13 protein-coding genes and 1 tRNA gene are annotated in these 16,537 nt (G+C 60.8%); all 14 read right to left on the reverse strand.

Annotated elements, in window-relative coordinates:
* Window positions 1–591, reverse strand: a 591-nt coding sequence (locus HMPREF2924_RS22160; protein ID WP_141765565.1) for a GTP-binding protein, incomplete at its 3' end; no start/stop codon positions are given.
* Window positions 592–621: 30 nt separating this feature from the next.
* Window positions 622–1,092: a 30S ribosomal protein S7 gene (rpsG, locus tag HMPREF2924_RS22165; RefSeq protein WP_003093742.1), complete on the reverse strand. Its 471-nt coding sequence runs from the start codon at window positions 1,090–1,092 to the stop codon at window positions 622–624.
* 99 nt (window positions 1,093–1,191) lie between these two features.
* A complete protein-coding gene (gene rpsL, locus HMPREF2924_RS22170; protein WP_003093744.1) occupies window positions 1,192–1,563 on the reverse strand; it encodes a 30S ribosomal protein S12 in 372 nt (123 codons plus the stop codon).
* A gap of 151 nt (window positions 1,564–1,714) precedes the next feature.
* A complete protein-coding gene (rpoC, locus tag HMPREF2924_RS22175; RefSeq protein WP_003093745.1) occupies window positions 1,715–5,914 on the reverse strand; it encodes a DNA-directed RNA polymerase subunit beta' in 4,200 nt (1,399 codons plus the stop codon).
* Between the two features lie 65 nt (window positions 5,915–5,979).
* Window positions 5,980–10,053, reverse strand: a complete 4,074-nt coding sequence (rpoB, locus tag HMPREF2924_RS22180) for a DNA-directed RNA polymerase subunit beta (RefSeq protein ID WP_003093746.1) — start codon at window positions 10,051–10,053, stop codon at window positions 5,980–5,982.
* A gap of 221 nt (window positions 10,054–10,274) precedes the next feature.
* Window positions 10,275–10,643: a 50S ribosomal protein L7/L12 gene (gene rplL / locus HMPREF2924_RS22185; protein WP_003093747.1), complete on the reverse strand. Its 369-nt coding sequence runs from the start codon at window positions 10,641–10,643 to the stop codon at window positions 10,275–10,277.
* A 78-nt stretch (window positions 10,644–10,721) separates the two neighbouring features.
* Window positions 10,722–11,222: a 50S ribosomal protein L10 gene (rplJ, locus tag HMPREF2924_RS22190; protein WP_003093748.1), complete on the reverse strand. Its 501-nt coding sequence runs from the start codon at window positions 11,220–11,222 to the stop codon at window positions 10,722–10,724.
* Window positions 11,223–11,420: 198 nt separating this feature from the next.
* Window positions 11,421–12,116 carry a 50S ribosomal protein L1 gene (gene rplA / locus HMPREF2924_RS22195; RefSeq protein ID WP_003093749.1) on the reverse strand — a complete coding sequence of 232 codons (696 nt, stop codon included), beginning with the start codon at window positions 12,114–12,116 and terminating at the stop codon, window positions 11,421–11,423.
* Window positions 12,116–12,547: a 50S ribosomal protein L11 gene (gene rplK / locus HMPREF2924_RS22200; RefSeq protein WP_003093751.1), complete on the reverse strand. Its 432-nt coding sequence runs from the start codon at window positions 12,545–12,547 to the stop codon at window positions 12,116–12,118. The genes rplA and rplK overlap by 1 nt, the downstream gene beginning before the upstream one ends.
* A 116-nt stretch (window positions 12,548–12,663) precedes the next feature.
* Window positions 12,664–13,197 (reverse strand): transcription termination/antitermination protein NusG, encoded by a 534-nt coding sequence (nusG, locus tag HMPREF2924_RS22205; protein WP_003108028.1) that lies wholly within the window; start codon window positions 13,195–13,197, stop codon window positions 12,664–12,666.
* Window positions 13,198–13,206: 9 nt separating this feature from the next.
* Window positions 13,207–13,575: a preprotein translocase subunit SecE gene (gene secE / locus HMPREF2924_RS22210; protein WP_003108030.1), complete on the reverse strand. Its 369-nt coding sequence runs from the start codon at window positions 13,573–13,575 to the stop codon at window positions 13,207–13,209.
* A 45-nt stretch (window positions 13,576–13,620) separates the two neighbouring features.
* Window positions 13,621–13,696, reverse strand: a tRNA-Trp gene (locus tag HMPREF2924_RS22215).
* Between the two features lie 55 nt (window positions 13,697–13,751).
* A complete protein-coding gene (tuf, locus tag HMPREF2924_RS22220; protein ID WP_003115146.1) occupies window positions 13,752–14,945 on the reverse strand; it encodes an elongation factor Tu in 1,194 nt (397 codons plus the stop codon).
* 30 nt (window positions 14,946–14,975) lie between these two features.
* The coding region (gene fusA, locus HMPREF2924_RS22225; RefSeq protein WP_049331712.1) for an elongation factor G at window positions 14,976–16,537 on the reverse strand (1,562 nt) is incomplete at its 5' end.

Raw genomic sequence — 16,537 nt, forward strand, 5'->3', positions numbered from 1 at the left:
GTCGTCATCGTTCCAGTAGATGGCCTTCATCTTGATCAGGTCGACCTGACCGACGAAGTTCTCTTCAGCGCCGATGGCGAGCTGGACCGGAACCGGGGTATGACCCAGGCGCTTCTTGATCTGCTCGACGACGCGCAGGAAGTTCGCGCCCTGGCGGTCCATCTTGTTGACGTAGACGATGCGCGGTACGCCGTACTTGTTGGCCTGACGCCATACGGTTTCCGACTGCGGCTCTACGCCGGAGGTGCCACAGAACACCACGACAGCGCCATCCAGCACACGCAGGGAACGCTCCACCTCGATGGTGAAGTCTACGTGGCCGGGGGTGTCGATGACGTTTACGCGATAGTTGTCGTACTGACCGCGCGAGCCCTTCCAGAAGGTGGTAACGGCAGCGGAGGTAATGGTGATACCGCGCTCCTGCTCCTGCACCATCCAGTCGGTGGTCGCAGCGCCGTCATGCACTTCGCCCAGCTTGTGGTTGACGCCGGTATAGAACAGAACCCGCTCCGTGGTGGTGGTCTTGCCCGCGTCAACGTGGGCACAGATACCGATATTACGGTAGCGGTTGATGGGTGTAGTACGGGCCACAATAAGGTCCTCGGGGGTTGGGCAGCGCGATTAGAACCGGTAGTGCGAGAAGGCCTTGTTGGCCTCTGCCATACGGTGCACGTCTTCACGCTTCTTGACTGCTGCGCCCTTGCCTTCAGCGGCATCCAGCAGCTCGCCAGCCAGGCGCAGAGCCATGGACTTCTCGCCACGCTTGCGGGCGAAGTCCACCAGCCAACGCATGGCCAGGGCATTACGACGGGACGGACGGACTTCGACCGGAACCTGGTAAGTCGCACCACCTACGCGGCGGGACTTCACTTCGACCAGCGGAGCGATGGCATCGAGAGCTTTTTCGAAGGTTTCCAGGGGATCGGCCTTGCCGCGTTCCTTCACCTTGTCCAGCGCACCGTAAACGATACGCTCGGCAACGGCTTTCTTGCCGCTTTCCATCACGTGGTTCATGAACTTGGCCAGGATCTGGCTTCCGTATTTCGGATCAGCCAGCACTTCACGCTTGGCCGCTACACGACGTCTTGGCATTGATAAGCCCTCAAACGGTCTTCAGGTTAGCCCGGGACCATAACAGTCAAGTTACGCCCGACCTTACTCTTATCGACTCAGATAAATATAAAAACGCTATTACTTCGGACGCTTGGCGCCGTACTTCGAACGACCCTGCTTACGGTCTTTGACACCCGAGGTGTCCAGCGAACCGCGCACGGTGTGGTAACGCACACCCGGAAGGTCCTTTACACGACCACCACGGATCAGCACTACGCTGTGCTCTTGCAGGTTGTGACCTTCACCACCGATGTACGAGGAAACCTCGAAACCGTTGGTCAGACGTACACGGCATACCTTACGCAGTGCCGAGTTCGGCTTTTTCGGCGTGGTGGTGTATACGCGGGTGCATACGCCACGACGTTGCGGGCAGTTCTGCAGCGCAGGCACGTCGCTCTTGTCGACCATGCGCTTGCGCGGCTTACGCACCAGCTGGTTGATAGTTGCCATCTATAGCTCCACTGATTGTCTTACGACACACAAACGAAATGACAGAGCGTGCGCCCTGCCAATTTTCGGGGTACAAAATAGTAAAGAGGTTCTTGTACACCGTCAAGACAAAGCCCCGGCTATCGGGATAGCCGGGGCTTGTCGTTGATGCTTAGTTACCGCTCGAGTTCAGCGCTTCGGTCAGTGCGGCTTCCGCCTCGCTGGCACTCACACGCTGCGGCTTGCCGAGGTCGCGCTGACGCTTGCGCTCGCTGTGGTAAGCCAGACCGGTACCGGCCGGGATCAGGCGACCCACGACCACGTTCTCTTTCAGACCACGCAGGAAGTCGCGCTTGCCGGTGACCGCCGCCTCGGTGAGGACGCGGGTGGTCTCCTGGAACGACGCCGCGGAAATGAACGACTCGGTCGACAGGGAGGCCTTGGTGATACCCAGCAGAACCCGCTCGTACTTGGCCGGGAACTTGTCCTCGGTACCGAGCTGTTCGTTCTCTTCCAGCACCTGGGTGAGTTCCACCTGGTCGCCTTTGATGAAGCTGGAGTCGCCGGACTCGCTGACTTCGACCTTGCGCAGCATCTGACGCAGGATGGTCTCGATGTGCTTGTCGTTGATCTTCACGCCCTGCAGACGGTAGACGTCCTGGATCTCGTTGACGATGTACTTCGCCAGCGAGCTCACGCCCAGCAGGCGCAGGATGTCGTGCGGGTTGCTCGGACCGTCGGAGATGACTTCGCCGCGGTTCACCTGTTCGCCTTCGAACACGTTCAGGTGACGCCACTTCGGAATCAGCTCCTCGTACGGATCGCTGCCATCGTTCGGCGTGATGACCAGGCGGCGCTTGCCCTTGGTCTCCTTGCCGAAGGAGATGGTGCCGCTGATTTCCGCCAGGATCGAAGGCTCTTTCGGACGACGAGCCTCGAACAGGTCGGCAACGCGCGGCAGACCACCGGTGATGTCACGGGTCTTCGAGGTTTCCTGCGGGATACGCGCGACAACGTCACCGATGCTCACCTTGGCGCCGTCGGTCAGGTTGACCAGGGCGTTGGCCGGCAGGAAGTACTGCGCCGGTACGTCGGTACCCGGCAGCAGCAGGTCCTTGCCCGCGGCATCGATCAGCTTCACGGCCGGACGGATGTCCTTGCCGGCAGCCGGACGGTCCTTCGGATCCATCACTTCGATGTTGGTCAGGCCGGTCAGTTCGTCGGTCTGACGCTTGACGGTGATGCCCTCTTCCATGCCCACGAAGGCCACGGTACCGTCCACCTCGGTGACGATCGGGTGGGTGTGCGGGTCCCACTTGGCGACGATGGCGCCCGGGTCGACCTTGTCACCTTCCTTGACCGAGATCACCGCACCGTACGGCAGCTTGTAGCGCTCGCGCTCGCGACCGAAGTCGTCGGCAACCGCCAGTTCGCCGGAACGGGAAACCGCGACCAGCGCGCCGTCGGCACGAACCACATGCTTCAGGTTGTGCAGGCGGATGGTACCGCCGTTCTTCACCTGGACGTTGTCGGCCGCGGAGGTCCGGCTGGCCGCACCACCGATGTGGAAGGTACGCATGGTCAGCTGGGTGCCCGGCTCACCGATGGACTGGGCAGCGATGACACCGACCGCCTCACCGATGTTGACGCGATGGCCACGGGCCAGGTCGCGGCCGTAGCACATGGCGCAGATGCCATGACGGGTTTCGCAGGTGATCGGGGAACGCACCACCACTTCGTCGACGCTCATCACTTCGAGGAAATCGACCCACTTCTCGTCGATCAGGGTGCCGGCCGGCACGATGACCTCGTCGCTGCCCGGCTTGAACACGTCGCGCGCGATCACACGGCCGAGCACGCGCTCGCCGAGCGGTTCGACCACGTCGCCGCCTTCGATGTGCGGCGACATCAGCAGGCCGTGCTCGGTACCGCAATCGATCTCGGTCACTACCAGATCCTGGGCCACGTCGACCAGACGACGGGTCAGGTAACCGGAGTTCGCGGTCTTCAGCGCGGTATCCGCCAGACCCTTACGAGCACCGTGGGTGGAGATGAAGTACTGGAGTACGTTCAGGCCTTCACGGAAGTTCGCGGTGATCGGGGTCTCGATGATCGAGCCGTCCGGCTTGGCCATCAGGCCACGCATACCTGCCAGCTGACGGATCTGGGCCGCGGAGCCCCGCGCACCCGAGTCAGCCATCATGTACATGGAGTTGAAGGACTCCTGGTCGACTTCCTTGCCCTCGCGATCGACGACCTTCTCTTTCGAGAGGTTGGCCATCATCGCCTTGGACACTTCGTCGTTGGCCTTCGACCACAGGTCGATCACCTTGTTGTACTTCTCGCCCTGGGTTACCAGGCCGGAGGCGTACTGACTCTCGATCTCCTTCACTTCGTCGGTGGCGGCGTTGATGATCCGCGCCTTCTCGTCCGGGATGACGAAGTCGTTGACGCCGATGGACACGCCGGAAATGGTCGAGTAGGCGAAACCGGTGTACATCAGCTGGTCGGCGAAGATGACGGTGTCCTTCAGACCCACCACGCGATAGCAGTGGTTGATCAGCTTGGAGATCGCCTTCTTCTTCATCGACTGGTTGACCACGTCGAACGGCAGGCCGGCCGGAACGACCTGGAACAGCAGCGCGCGGCCGACGGTGGTGTCGACGATACGGGTATTGGCGGTCAGTTGGCCGTCTTCACCCTTGATCTTTTCGTTGATGCGCACTTTCACGCGAGCGTGCAGGGACGCCTGGCCGCTGCGGTAGGCGCGGTCGACTTCCTGCAGGTCGGCGAAGGCCATGCCCTCGCCCTTCGCGTTGATCGCTTCACGGGTCATGTAGTACAGACCCATTACCACGTCCTGCGACGGAACGATGATCGGCTCGCCGTTGGCGGGCGACAGGATGTTGTTGGTGGACATCATCAGCGCGCGCGCTTCCAGCTGGGCCTCGAGGGTCAGCGGAACGTGGACGGCCATCTGGTCACCGTCGAAGTCGGCGTTGTACGCGGCACAGACCAGCGGGTGCAGCTGGATCGCCTTGCCTTCGATGAGGACCGGCTCGAACGCCTGGATGCCCAGACGGTGCAGGGTCGGCGCACGGTTCAGGAGAACCGGATGCTCGCGGATGACTTCGGCGAGAACGTCCCAGACCTCGGGCAGCTCGCGCTCGACCATTTTCTTGGCGGCCTTGATGGTGGTGGCCATGCCACGACCTTCCAGCTTGCCGAAGATGAACGGCTTGAACAGCTCCAGGGCCATCTTCTTCGGCAGACCGCACTGGTGCAGGCGCAGGGTCGGGCCCACGGTGATCACGGAACGACCGGAGTAGTCCACGCGCTTGCCGAGCAGGTTCTGACGGAAGCGACCTTGCTTGCCCTTGATCATGTCGGCCAGCGACTTCAGCGGACGCTTGTTCGAGCCGGTGATGGCGCGACCGCGACGGCCGTTGTCGAGCAGGGCGTCGACGGCTTCCTGCAGCATGCGCTTTTCGTTGCGCACGATGATGTCCGGAGCGGCCAGGTCGAGCAGGCGCTTCAGACGGTTGTTACGGTTGATCACCCGACGATACAGGTCATTCAGGTCGGAAGTCGCGAAGCGACCGCCATCCAGCGGAACCAGCGGACGCAGGTCCGGCGGCAGCACCGGCAGGACGGTCAGGACCATCCACTCAGGCTTGTTGCCGGAGCCCTGGAAGGCTTCCATCAGCTTCAGGCGCTTGGACAGCTTCTTGATCTTGGTTTCCGAGTTGGTCTGCGGAATCTCTTCGCGCAGGCGGCCGATCTCGTGCTCCAAGTCGATGGCGTTGAGCAGTTCGTGAACGGCTTCGGCGCCCATGCGAGCATCGAAATCGTCACCGAACTCTTCGAGGGCCTCGAAGTATTGCTCGTCGTTCAGCAGCTGGCCCTTTTCCAGGGTGGTCATGCCCGGATCGATCACCACGTAGCTCTCGAAATAGAGCACGCGCTCGATATCGCGCAGGGTCATGTCCAGCAGCAGGCCGATACGGGACGGCAGCGACTTCAGGAACCAGATGTGGGCAACCGGCGAAGCCAGCTCGATGTGGCCCATGCGCTCGCGGCGCACCTTGGCCAGGGCGACTTCCACGCCGCACTTCTCGCAGATCACACCGCGGTGCTTGAGGCGCTTGTACTTGCCGCACAGGCACTCGTAGTCCTTCACCGGGCCGAAGATCTTGGCGCAGAACAGGCCGTCGCGCTCCGGCTTGAAGGTACGGTAGTTGATGGTTTCCGGCTTTTTAACTTCGCCGAAAGACCAGGAACGAATCATCTCGGGCGAAGCCAGGCCAATACGGATGGCATCGAACTCTTCGATTTGACCCTGGTTTTTCAACAGATTAAGCAAGTCTTTCAAGGCCTTTCCTCCTCACGGACCCGGTGCGACCGGCCTTGACCAGCCGCACCGTCTAGCGTCACGTGTTATTCGGTTTCCAGTTCGATGTCGATGCCGAGCGAACGGATCTCTTTGATCAGAACGTTGAAGGACTCGGGCATGCCGGCCTCCATGCGGTGATCGCCGTCCACGATGTTCTTGTACATCTTGGTCCGGCCGTTCACGTCGTCCGACTTGACCGTCAGCATTTCCTGCAGGGTGTACGCCGCGCCATAGGCTTCCAGCGCCCACACCTCCATCTCACCGAAGCGCTGACCACCGAACTGTGCCTTACCACCCAGCGGCTGCTGGGTAACCAGGCTGTACGAGCCGGTGGAACGGGCGTGCATCTTGTCGTCCACCAGGTGGTTCAGCTTGAGCATGTACATGTAGCCGACGGTGGTCGGACGCTCGAACTGGTTGCCGGTACGGCCGTCGAACAGACGCATCTGGCCACTTTCCGGCAGGTCGGCCAGCTTCAGCATGGCCTTGATCTCGCGTTCCTTGGCACCATCGAACACCGGGGTCGCCATCGGTACGCCACCGCGCAGGTTCTTGGCCAGCGCGAGGATCTCGTTGTCGCCCAGCTCGTCGAGGTTTTCCTCGCGACCGCCGATCTCGTTGTAGATCTCGTGCAGGAACTTACGCAGTTCGGCGACCTTGCGCTGCTCTTCGAGCATGCGGTTGATCTTCTCGCCCAGCCCCTTGGCCGCGAGGCCCAGGTGGGTTTCGAGGATCTGACCGACGTTCATACGCGACGGTACGCCCAGCGGGTTGAGGACGATGTCGACCGGGGTGCCGTTGGCATCGTGCGGCATGTCTTCCACCGGCATGATCACCGAGACCACACCCTTGTTACCGTGACGGCCGGCCATCTTGTCGCCCGGCTGGATGCGACGCTTGATCGCCAGGTAGACCTTGACGATCTTCAGCACGCCCGGAGCCAGGTCGTCGCCCTGCTGCAGCTTGCGCTTCTTGTCCTCGAACTTGTCGTCCAGGAGCTGGCGACGATCGCTGATGTAGGCCTGGGCCTTCTCCAGCTGTTCGTTCAGGGCGTCGTCGGCCATGCGCAGCTTGAACCACTGTCCGCGCTCGAGACCGTCGAGGTAGTCGTCGGTGATCTCCGTGCCCTTCTTCAGCGCCGGGCCACCTTCAGCCTTGGCACCGACCAGGGCGGCACGCAGACGCTCGAAGGTCGCGCCTTCGACGATGCGGAACTCTTCGTTCAGGTCCTTGCGGATCTGGTCGAGTTGCATCTTCTCGATGGACAGCGCGCGGGAGTCGCGCTCGACGCCGTCGCGGGTGAAGACCTGAACGTCGATGACGGTACCCTTGGTGCCGGTCGGCACACGCAGGGAGGTGTCCTTCACGTCGGACGCCTTCTCACCGAAGATCGCGCGCAGCAGCTTCTCTTCCGGAGTCAACTGGGTCTCGCCTTTCGGAGTGACCTTGCCGACCAGGATGTCGCCGGCCTGCACTTCGGCGCCGACGTAGACGATACCGGCTTCGTCCAGCTTGTTCAGCGCGGCCTCGCCCACGTTCGGGATGTCCGCGGTGATTTCCTCTGGGCCAAGCTTGGTGTCACGAGCGACGCAGGTCAGTTCCTGGATGTGGATCGTGGTGAAACGATCTTCCTGGACCACGCGCTCGGACAGGCAGATGGAGTCTTCGAAGTTGAAGCCGTTCCAGGGCATGAACGCTACGCGCATGTTCTGGCCCAGGGCCAGTTCGCCCATGTCGGTGGACGGACCGTCGGCCAGGATGTCGCCGCGCGCGACCACGTCACCCTTGCTCACCAGCGGACGCTGGTTGATGCAGGTGTTCTGGTTGGAACGGGTGTACTTGGTCAGGTTGTAGATGTCGACACCCGCTTCGCCGGTCTCGACCTCGTCATCCGCCACGCGAACCACGACACGGCTGGCATCGACCGAGTCGATCACACCGCCACGGCGAGCCACGACGCAGACGCCGGAGTCGCGCGCCACGTTGCGCTCCATGCCGGTACCCACCAGCGGCTTGTCGGCACGCAGGGTCGGCACGGCCTGACGCTGCATGTTCGAGCCCATGAGTGCGCGGTTGGCGTCATCGTGCTCGAGGAACGGAATCAGCGAGGCAGCGACGGAAACGACCTGCTTCGGCGACACGTCCATCAGGGTCACGTCTTCCGGCGCCTTCACGGTGAATTCGTTCAGGTGACGCACGGCCACCAGTTCGTCCACCAGTTGACCCTTCTCGTTGAGGGTCGCCGAAGCCTGGGCGATGACGTGGTCGGCTTCTTCGATCGCCGACAGGAACACGATCTCGTCGGTTACCAGGCTGTCCTTGACCACGCGGTACGGGCTCTCGAGGAAGCCGTACTTGTTGGTGCGGGCGTAGGTCGCCAGGGAGTTGATCAGACCGATGTTCGGACCTTCAGGGGTTTCGATCGGGCACACGCGGCCGTAGTGGGTCGGGTGTACGTCACGAACCTCGAAGCCCGCACGCTCACGGGTCAGACCGCCCGGGCCGAGCGCGGAGACGCGGCGCTTGTGGGTGATCTCGGAAAGCGGGTTGTTCTGGTCCATGAACTGCGACAGCTGGCTCGAACCGAAGAACTCCTTGATCGCGGCAGCCACCGGCTTGGCGTTGATCAGGTCCTGCGGCATCAGGCCTTCGCTTTCGGCCATGGACAGGCGTTCCTTGACCGCGCGCTCGACGCGCACCAGGCCCACGCGGAACTGGTTCTCGGCCATTTCGCCGACGCAACGGACGCGACGGTTGCCCAGGTGGTCGATGTCATCGACGATGCCCTTGCCGTTACGGATGTCGACGAGGGTCTTGAGCACATCGATGATGTCTTCCTTGCTCAGGACGCCCGGACCTTCGATCTCGGTACGACCGATACGGCGGTTGAACTTCATCCGGCCCACGGCCGACAGGTCGTAACGCTCGGCGCTGAAGAACAGGTTGCCGAACAGGGTCTCGGCAGCTTCCTTGGTCGGCGGCTCGCCCGGACGCATCATCCGGTAGATTTCGACCAGGGCTTCCAGCTGGTTGCTGGTGTTGTCGATCTTCAGGGTGTCGGAGATGAACGGACCGCAGTCGATGTCGTTGGTGTACAGAGTCTCGATGCGCACGACCTGAGCCTTGGCCACCTTGGCCAGGAGGTCGAGGGTCAGCTCGGTGTTGCACTCGGCGATGATCTCGCCGGTAGCCGGATGCACGATCGCCTTGGCGATGGTACGGCCGATCAGGTAGTCGAACGGCACTTCCAGCTGGCTCACGCCAGCCTTTTCCAGCTGGTTGATGTGGCGGGCAGTGATACGACGCCCCTGCTCCACGATCACCTTGCCGCTGCCATCCTTGATGTCGATGCTCGCGACTTCACCGCGCAGACGCTGCGGGACCAGTTCCAGGTTCAGGGTCTCGCCCTTGATGTGGAAGACGTTGGTCGCGTAGAAGGCGTTGAGGATCTCTTCGGTGCTGTAGCCGAGCGCGCGCAGCAGTACCGAGGCCGGCAGCTTGCGGCGACGGTCGATACGGACGAACACGCAGTCCTTCGGATCGAACTCGAAGTCCAGCCAGGAACCGCGGTAAGGAATGATCCGCGCGGAGTACAGCAGCTTGCCGGAGCTGTGGGTCTTGCCACGGTCGTGGTCGAAGAACACGCCCGGGGAACGGTGCAGCTGGGAGACGATGACACGCTCGGTACCGTTGATGATGAAGGTACCGTTCTCGGTCATCAGGGGGATTTCCCCCATGTAGACTTCTTGTTCCTTGATGTCCTTGATCGCCTTGTTCGACGACTCGCGGTCGAAGATGATCAGGCGAACTTTCACGCGCAGCGGTACGGCGAAGGTCACGCCGCGCAGCACGCACTCCTTGACATCGAATGCCGGCTCACCCAGACGGTAGCCGACGTATTCCAGGGCAGCATTGCCGGAATAGCTGATAATCGGGAAAACGGACTTGAAGGCCGCGTGCAGACCGATATCGCGGAACTGCTCCTTGGTTGCGCCAGCCTGCAGGAATTCGCGATAGGAATCCAGCTGGATGGCCAGCAAATACGGCACATCCATGACGTCCGGCAACTTGCTAAAGTCCTTGCGGATACGTTTTTTCTCAGTGTATGAGTAAGCCATCAGCGTTCCCCAGCTTGGTCACCTGCTTGTTTGGCGTCTCCGACGGGAGCAGCCGGAAAATCTTGCAGACCCCTTGGCCTGCATTGCCCACTCGGGGCACTTTCACGTCTTGGGTGGAACGCCCGAGGCGAGTCCACCCAGAACGGAAAAAGGCCGGTGGCAAAAGCCACCAGCCATCAGCCTTTCGCTTGACGCTCGGGCTGTAGACGCAAGGTCGTCGCTTACTTGAGCTCGACTTTGGCGCCTGCTTCTTCCAGGGCTTTCTTGGCGGCTTCGGCTTCTTCTTTCGAAGCGCCTTCCTTCACCACGCCCGGAGCGCCGTCTACGACAGCCTTGGCTTCTTTCAGACCCAGACCGGTCAGTTCGCGAACGACCTTGATCACGTTCACTTTCTTGTCGCCAGCTTCGGCCAGGACGATGGTGAACTCGGTCTGCTCTTCGGCAGCGGCAGCAGCCGGGCCAGCAGCGGCAACGGTAGCGGCAGCAGCGGTAACGCCGAACTTCTCTTCCATCGCCTTGATCAGTTCGACCACTTGCATGACGGACATTTCGGATACGGCGTTGATGATGTCTTCGTTGGTCAGAGCCATGACTCTAATTCCTGTATTGGGGGACGGCCTGCGGCCATCGTATTAAACAAATAAGATTGAAAGCGCTTGCGAGCCGACTTAGGCGGCAGCAGCTTCTTTCTGGTCGCGAATGGCCGCCAGAGTACGAGCCAGCTTGCTGGTAGCGCCCTGAATCACGCTCATCAGCTGCGATACGGCTTCGTCGTAGGTCGGCAGGCTTGCCAGTACGTCGATCTGATTGGCTGCGAGGAACTGACCCTCGAAGGCAGCCGCCTTGATCTCGAACTTGTCCTGACCCTTGGCGAACTCACGGAAGATACGAGCGGCAGCGCCCGGATGTTCGTTGGAGAAAGCGATCAGGGTCGGGCCTTTGAACACGTCGTTGAGCACGTCGAACTGGGTGCCTTCAACGGCGCGCTTGAGCAGGGTGTTACGTACGACTTTCACGTACACACCAGCTTCGCGGGCCTCTTTACGGAGTCCGGTCATGGCGCCTACGGTCACGCCACGGGCATCGGCCACGACAGCGGACAGGGCAGCTTTGGCAGCCTCGTTGACTTCAGCGACGATGGCCTTCTTGTCTTCGAGTTTAATTGCCACGGGTTTACTCCTGGATGTTACCGTTTCGTCCAGCCGGGGCCGGACGTCGTTTTGGTGTCTGATTCGGTAACCGAATCGGGAGCACCATCTGCGTAGGCTTGTGGTTTAAGGCTTGCGCCACCTACGGTCTTGGATAGCCCCCGCCAGGCAGGGACCCCAATACCTGTGCAGCGGGCAGAACCCGCTGCACAATTTCACTTAGGCTTCCAGGGAAGCCAGGTCGATCTGCAGGCCCGGACCCATGGTGGTGCTCAGGGTCACGCGCTTGACGTACACGCCTTTCGACGAGGACGGCTTCAGGCGCTTCAGGTCAGCCAGCAGTGCTTCAACGTTCTGCTGCAGCTTGGCCGGTTCGAAATCGACCTTACCGACGGAGCTGTGGATGATGCCGTTCTTGTCGGTACGGAAACGTACCTGACCAGCCTTGGCATTCTTCACGGCGGTAGCGACGTCCGGAGTCACGGTGCCGACTTTCGGGTTCGGCATCAGACCACGCGGGCCGAGGATCTGGCCCAGCTGACCGACGACACGCATGGCATCCGGGGAAGCGATGACGACGTCGTAGTTCAGGTCGCCGCCTTTCATTTCGGCAGCCAGCTCGTCCATACCCACCTTGTCGGCGCCGGCAGCCAGAGCGGCTTCGGCAGCCGGACCCTGGGTGAAGACGGCAACGCGGACGCTCTTGCCGGTGCCGTTCGGCAGGACGGTGGCGCCACGAACGACCTGGTCGGATTTACGCGGATCGACGCCGAGGTTCACGGCAACGTCCACGGACTCCTTGAACTTGATGGTGGACAGCTCGGCCAGCAGCTTGGCGGCCTCTTCGAAGCTGTACTGCTTGCCGGCAACTACTTTCTCGGCAATCGCCTTCTGGCGCTTGGTCAGCTTAGCCATTACACACCCTCCACGTTCAGGCCCATGCTGCGCGCGGAGCCAGCGATGGTACGTACAGCAGCGTCCAGATCAGCAGCGGTCAGGTCAGCCTGCTTGGTCTTGGCGATCTCTTCCAGCTGGGCACGGGTAACGGTGCCGACTTTCTGGGAGTTCGGACGAGCGGAGCCGCTGGTGATGCCAGCTGCTTTTTTCAGCAGGACGGCAGCCGGGGTGCTCTTGGTTTCGAAGGTGAAGCTACGGTCGCTGTAAACAGTGATGATCACAGGAGTCGGCAGGCCCGGCTCTTGGCCTTGGGTCTTGGCGTTGAACGCCTTGCAGAATTCCATGATGTTCACGCCGTGCTGACCCAGGGCAGGGCCGACCGGCGGCGACGGGTTGGCCTGACCGGCCTTTACTTGCAGCTTGATATAAGCCTGGATTTTCTTAGCCATTTGCTACTCCAAATTCGGGTACAAGCGCCTGAAGGCTCCCCGGTTGCTTTCGCGTTTATCCCAGTGACGACAAAACCCCGCAGCCTTGGGCTGCGGGGTGAGGGATGCGTTTTCAGCTAGACCTTTTCGACCTGACTGAACTCCAGCTCCACCGGGGTAGAGCGGCCAAAGATAAGCACGGCCACTTGGATCCGGCTCTTCTCGTAGTTAACTTCCTCGACGACACCATTGAAGTCGGCGAAAGGACCATCGATGACACGAACGGTCTCGCCCGGCTCGAACAGGGTCTTCGGCTTGGGCTTGTCGCCGCTATCGGCCACGCGACGCAGGATTGCATCAGCCTCACGATCGGTGATCGGAGCCGGCTTGTCGGCGGTCCCGCCGATGAAGCCCATGACACGCGGGGTATCCTTCACCAGGTGCCAGGTACCTTCGTTCATTTCCATCTGAACCAGCACATAGCCAGGGAAGAATTTGCGCTCGCTCTTGCGCTTCTGGCCGTTCCGCATCTCCACCACTTCTTCGGTGGGAACCAGAATCTCGCCGAACTCTTCTTCCATGCCAGCAAGCTTGACACGCTCGATCAGCGAGCGCATGACATGCTTCTCGTAGCCCGAGTATGCATGCACAACGTACCAACGCTTAGCCACGGCGCACCCTTAACCTACAATCATGGAAACCAACCAACCCAGCAGGGAATCGAGCCCCCACAGCAGCAGCGCCATTACCAGCACTACCGCGACCACAATCAGCGTGGTCTGAGTTGTTTCTTGACGACTCGGCCATACGACCTTGCGAATCTCGACGCGCGCTTCCTTAGCAAGACTAAAGAAGGCCTGCCCCTTGGCCGTTTGCAGAGCCAGGAAAGCAGCGATCACCGCCAGAACGAGAATACCGAGAACGCGATACAGGATTGGTTGAGCCGAAAAGTACTGATTGCCCACAACGGCAACCACAACCAGAACGGCAACCAAGAGCCATTTCAAGAGATCAAAACGTGATTCTTTGGCTTCTGCCTTGGCATTCATCTGTTAGGAATCTCGTGAAGAAAAGCCAGATTTACTTGGGAAATCTGGCAGGCCAGGAGGGAATCGAACCCCCAACCTGCGGTTTTGGAGACCGCCGCTCTGCCAATTGAGCTACTGGCCTGAAGCAAAATCAGGCCGACCATTATGCCGGCCTGAGAGGGGAAGATCAACCGATATTATTCGATGATCTTGGCAACCACGCCGGCGCCAACGGTACGGCCGCCTTCGCGGATCGCGAAGCGCAGGCCATCTTCCATGGCGATCGGAGCGATCAGGGTGACAACCATCTTGATGTTGTCGCCCGGCATTACCATCTCTACGCCTTCCGGCAGTTCGCAGTTACCGGTCACGTCGGTGGTACGGAAGTAGAACTGCGGACGGTAGCCCTTGAAGAACGGAGTGTGACGACCACCTTCTTCCTTGGACAGCACGTACACTTCGCACTCGAACTTGGTGTGCGGCTTGATGGTGCCCGGCTTGGCCAGTACCTGGCCACGCTCTACGTCTTCACGCTTGGTGCCACGCAGCAGGATACCAACGTTCTCACCAGCACGACCTTCGTCGAGCAGCTTGCGGAACATTTCAACGCCGGTGCAGGTGGTCTTGGTGGTCGCCTTGATGCCGACGATTTCCACTTCTTCCTGGACCTTGATGATGCCGCGCTCTACACGACCGGTTACCACGGTACCGCGGCCGGAGATCGAGAACACGTCTTCGATCGGCATCAGGAACGGCTGGTCGATGGCACGAACCGGCTCCGGAATGTAGGAGTCCAGGGTCTCTACCAGCTTCTGCACGGCGCTTACGCCGATGCCGTTGTCATCCTTGCCTTCCAGCGCCATCAGCGCGGAACCGATGATGATCGGAGTGTCGTCGCCCGGGAAGTCGTAGGTGTTCAGCAGATCGCGAACTTCCATCTCGACCAGTTCCAGCAGCTCGGCGTCGTCGACCATGTCGGCCTTGTTCAGGAACACGACGATGTAGGGAACGCCTACCTGGCGGGACAGCAGGATGTGCTCGCGGGTCTGCGGCATGGGGCCGTCGGCAGCCGAGCAAACCAGGATCGCGCCGTCCATCTGGGCAGCACCGGTGATCATGTTCTTCACGTAGTCGGCGTGACCGGGGCAGTCAACGTGAGCGTAGTGACGAACAGCGGAATCGTATTCAACGTGCGAGGTGTTGATGGTGATACCGCGGGCCTTTTCTTCCGGCGCGTTGTCGATCTGATCGAAAGCACGAGCGGAACCACCCCAGGTGTCGGAGCAGACCTTGGTCAGTGCAGCGGTCAGAGTGGTCTTGCCATGGTCAACGTGACCGATGGTGCCGACGTTGACGTGCGGTTTGTTACGTTCGAATTTTTCCTTAGCCACGACAGTAAACCTCTTACTTAAAGGGCTGAATCAACCTTGTTTTTTAACCAGCGCTTCGACGATGTTCGACGGAGCTTCGGCGTATTTGGAGAATTCCATGGAGTAGCTCGCGCGACCCTGGGACATGGAACGCACGTCGGTCGCATAACCGAACATCTCACCCAGCGGAACCTCGGCACGAATAACCTTACCGGAAACCGTGTCCTCCATCCCCTGAATCAGACCACGACGACGGTTCAGGTCGCCCATCACGTCACCCATGTAGTCCTCAGGAGTCACCACCTCTACCTTCATGATCGGCTCGAGCACCTTGCCGCCGCCCTTCTGGGCCAGCTGCTTGGTCGCCATGGAAGCAGCGATCTTGAACGCCATCTCGTTGGAGTCGACGTCATGGTAGGAACCATCGAAAACGGTAGCCTTCAGGCCGATGAGCGGATAGCCGGCAACGACGCCGTTCTTCATCTGCTCTTCGATACCCTTCTGGATCGCCGGGATGTATTCCTTCGGAACCACACCGCCCACGACTTCGTTCTCGAACACCAGGCCTTCGGTGATGTTGCCCTTCTCGTCCACGTCCGCGGCCGAGAAACGGATCCAGCAATGACCGAACTGACCGCGACCACCGGACTGGCGAACGAACTTGCCTTCGATCTCCACGTTGTCCTTGGTGATGGTCTCACGGTAGGCAACCTGCGGCTTGCCGATGTTGGCCTCGACGCCGAACTCGCGCTTCATGCGGTCGACGATGATGTCCAGGTGCAGCTCGCCCATGCCGGAGATGATGGTCTGACCGGACTCTTCGTCGGTCTTGACACGGAACGACGGGTCTTCCTGGGCCAGCTTGCCGAGGGCGATACCCATCTTCTCCTGGTCAGCCTTGGTCTTCGGCTCTACAGCGACCGAGATTACCGGCTCGGGGAAGTCCATGCGCTCGAGGATGATCGGCTTCTCGATCGAGCACAGGGTGTCACCAGTGGTGACGTCCTTCATGCCGATCAGGGCAGCGATGTCGCCTGCGCGCACTTCCTTGATCTCTTCACGCTGGTTGGCGTGCATCTGCACCATCCGACCGACGCGCTCTTTCTTGCCTTTCACCGAGTTCAGGACGGAGTCGCCGGAACTCAGGACGCCGGAGTAAACGCGGGCGAAGGTCAGGGTACCGACGAACGGGTCGGTAGCGATCTTGAACGCCAGAGACGAGAACGGTTCGTTGTCGTCGGCATGACGCTCGTCTTCGACGGTCTCGTCGTCCGGGCTGACGCCCTTGATCGCAGGGATCTCGGTCGGAGCCGGGAGGTAGTCGATGACGGCATCGAGAACCAGCGGAACGCCCTTGTTCTTGAACGAGGAACCGCAGACGGCCGGAACGATCTCGCACGCCAGGGTGCGCAGACGCAGGCCTTCCTTGATCTCGGCTTCGGAGAGCTCGCCCTCTTCGAGGTACTTGTTCATCAGCTCTTCGTTGGCTTCGGCCGCAGCCTCGACCATGCTGGAACGCCACTCTTCGGCCAGGTCCTTGAGCTCCGCAGGAATTTCTTCCTCGCGGTAGGTCATGCCCTTGTCGTCATCGTTCCAGTAGATGGCCTTCATCT

This window comes from Pseudomonas sp. HMSC063H08 (assembly GCF_001813645.1).
GTDB lineage: Bacteria > Pseudomonadota > Gammaproteobacteria > Pseudomonadales > Pseudomonadaceae > Pseudomonas > Pseudomonas aeruginosa.

Coding starts and splice junctions, on each gene's coding strand:
- rplL (WP_003093747.1), bottom strand. CDS start 10,643: ATGGCTCTGACCAACGAAGACATCATCAACGCCGTATCCGAAATGTCC.
- rplK (WP_003093751.1), bottom strand. CDS start 12,547: ATGGCTAAGAAAATCCAGGCTTATATCAAGCTGCAAGTAAAGGCCGGT.
- rpoB (WP_003093746.1), bottom strand. CDS start 10,053: ATGGCTTACTCATACACTGAGAAAAAACGTATCCGCAAGGACTTTAGC.
- secE (WP_003108030.1), bottom strand. CDS start 13,575: ATGAATGCCAAGGCAGAAGCCAAAGAATCACGTTTTGATCTCTTGAAA.
- rpsG (WP_003093742.1), bottom strand. CDS start 1,092: ATGCCAAGACGTCGTGTAGCGGCCAAGCGTGAAGTGCTGGCTGATCCG.
- rpsL (WP_003093744.1), bottom strand. CDS start 1,563: ATGGCAACTATCAACCAGCTGGTGCGTAAGCCGCGCAAGCGCATGGTC.
- rplA (WP_003093749.1), bottom strand. CDS start 12,116: ATGGCTAAGCTGACCAAGCGCCAGAAGGCGATTGCCGAGAAAGTAGTT.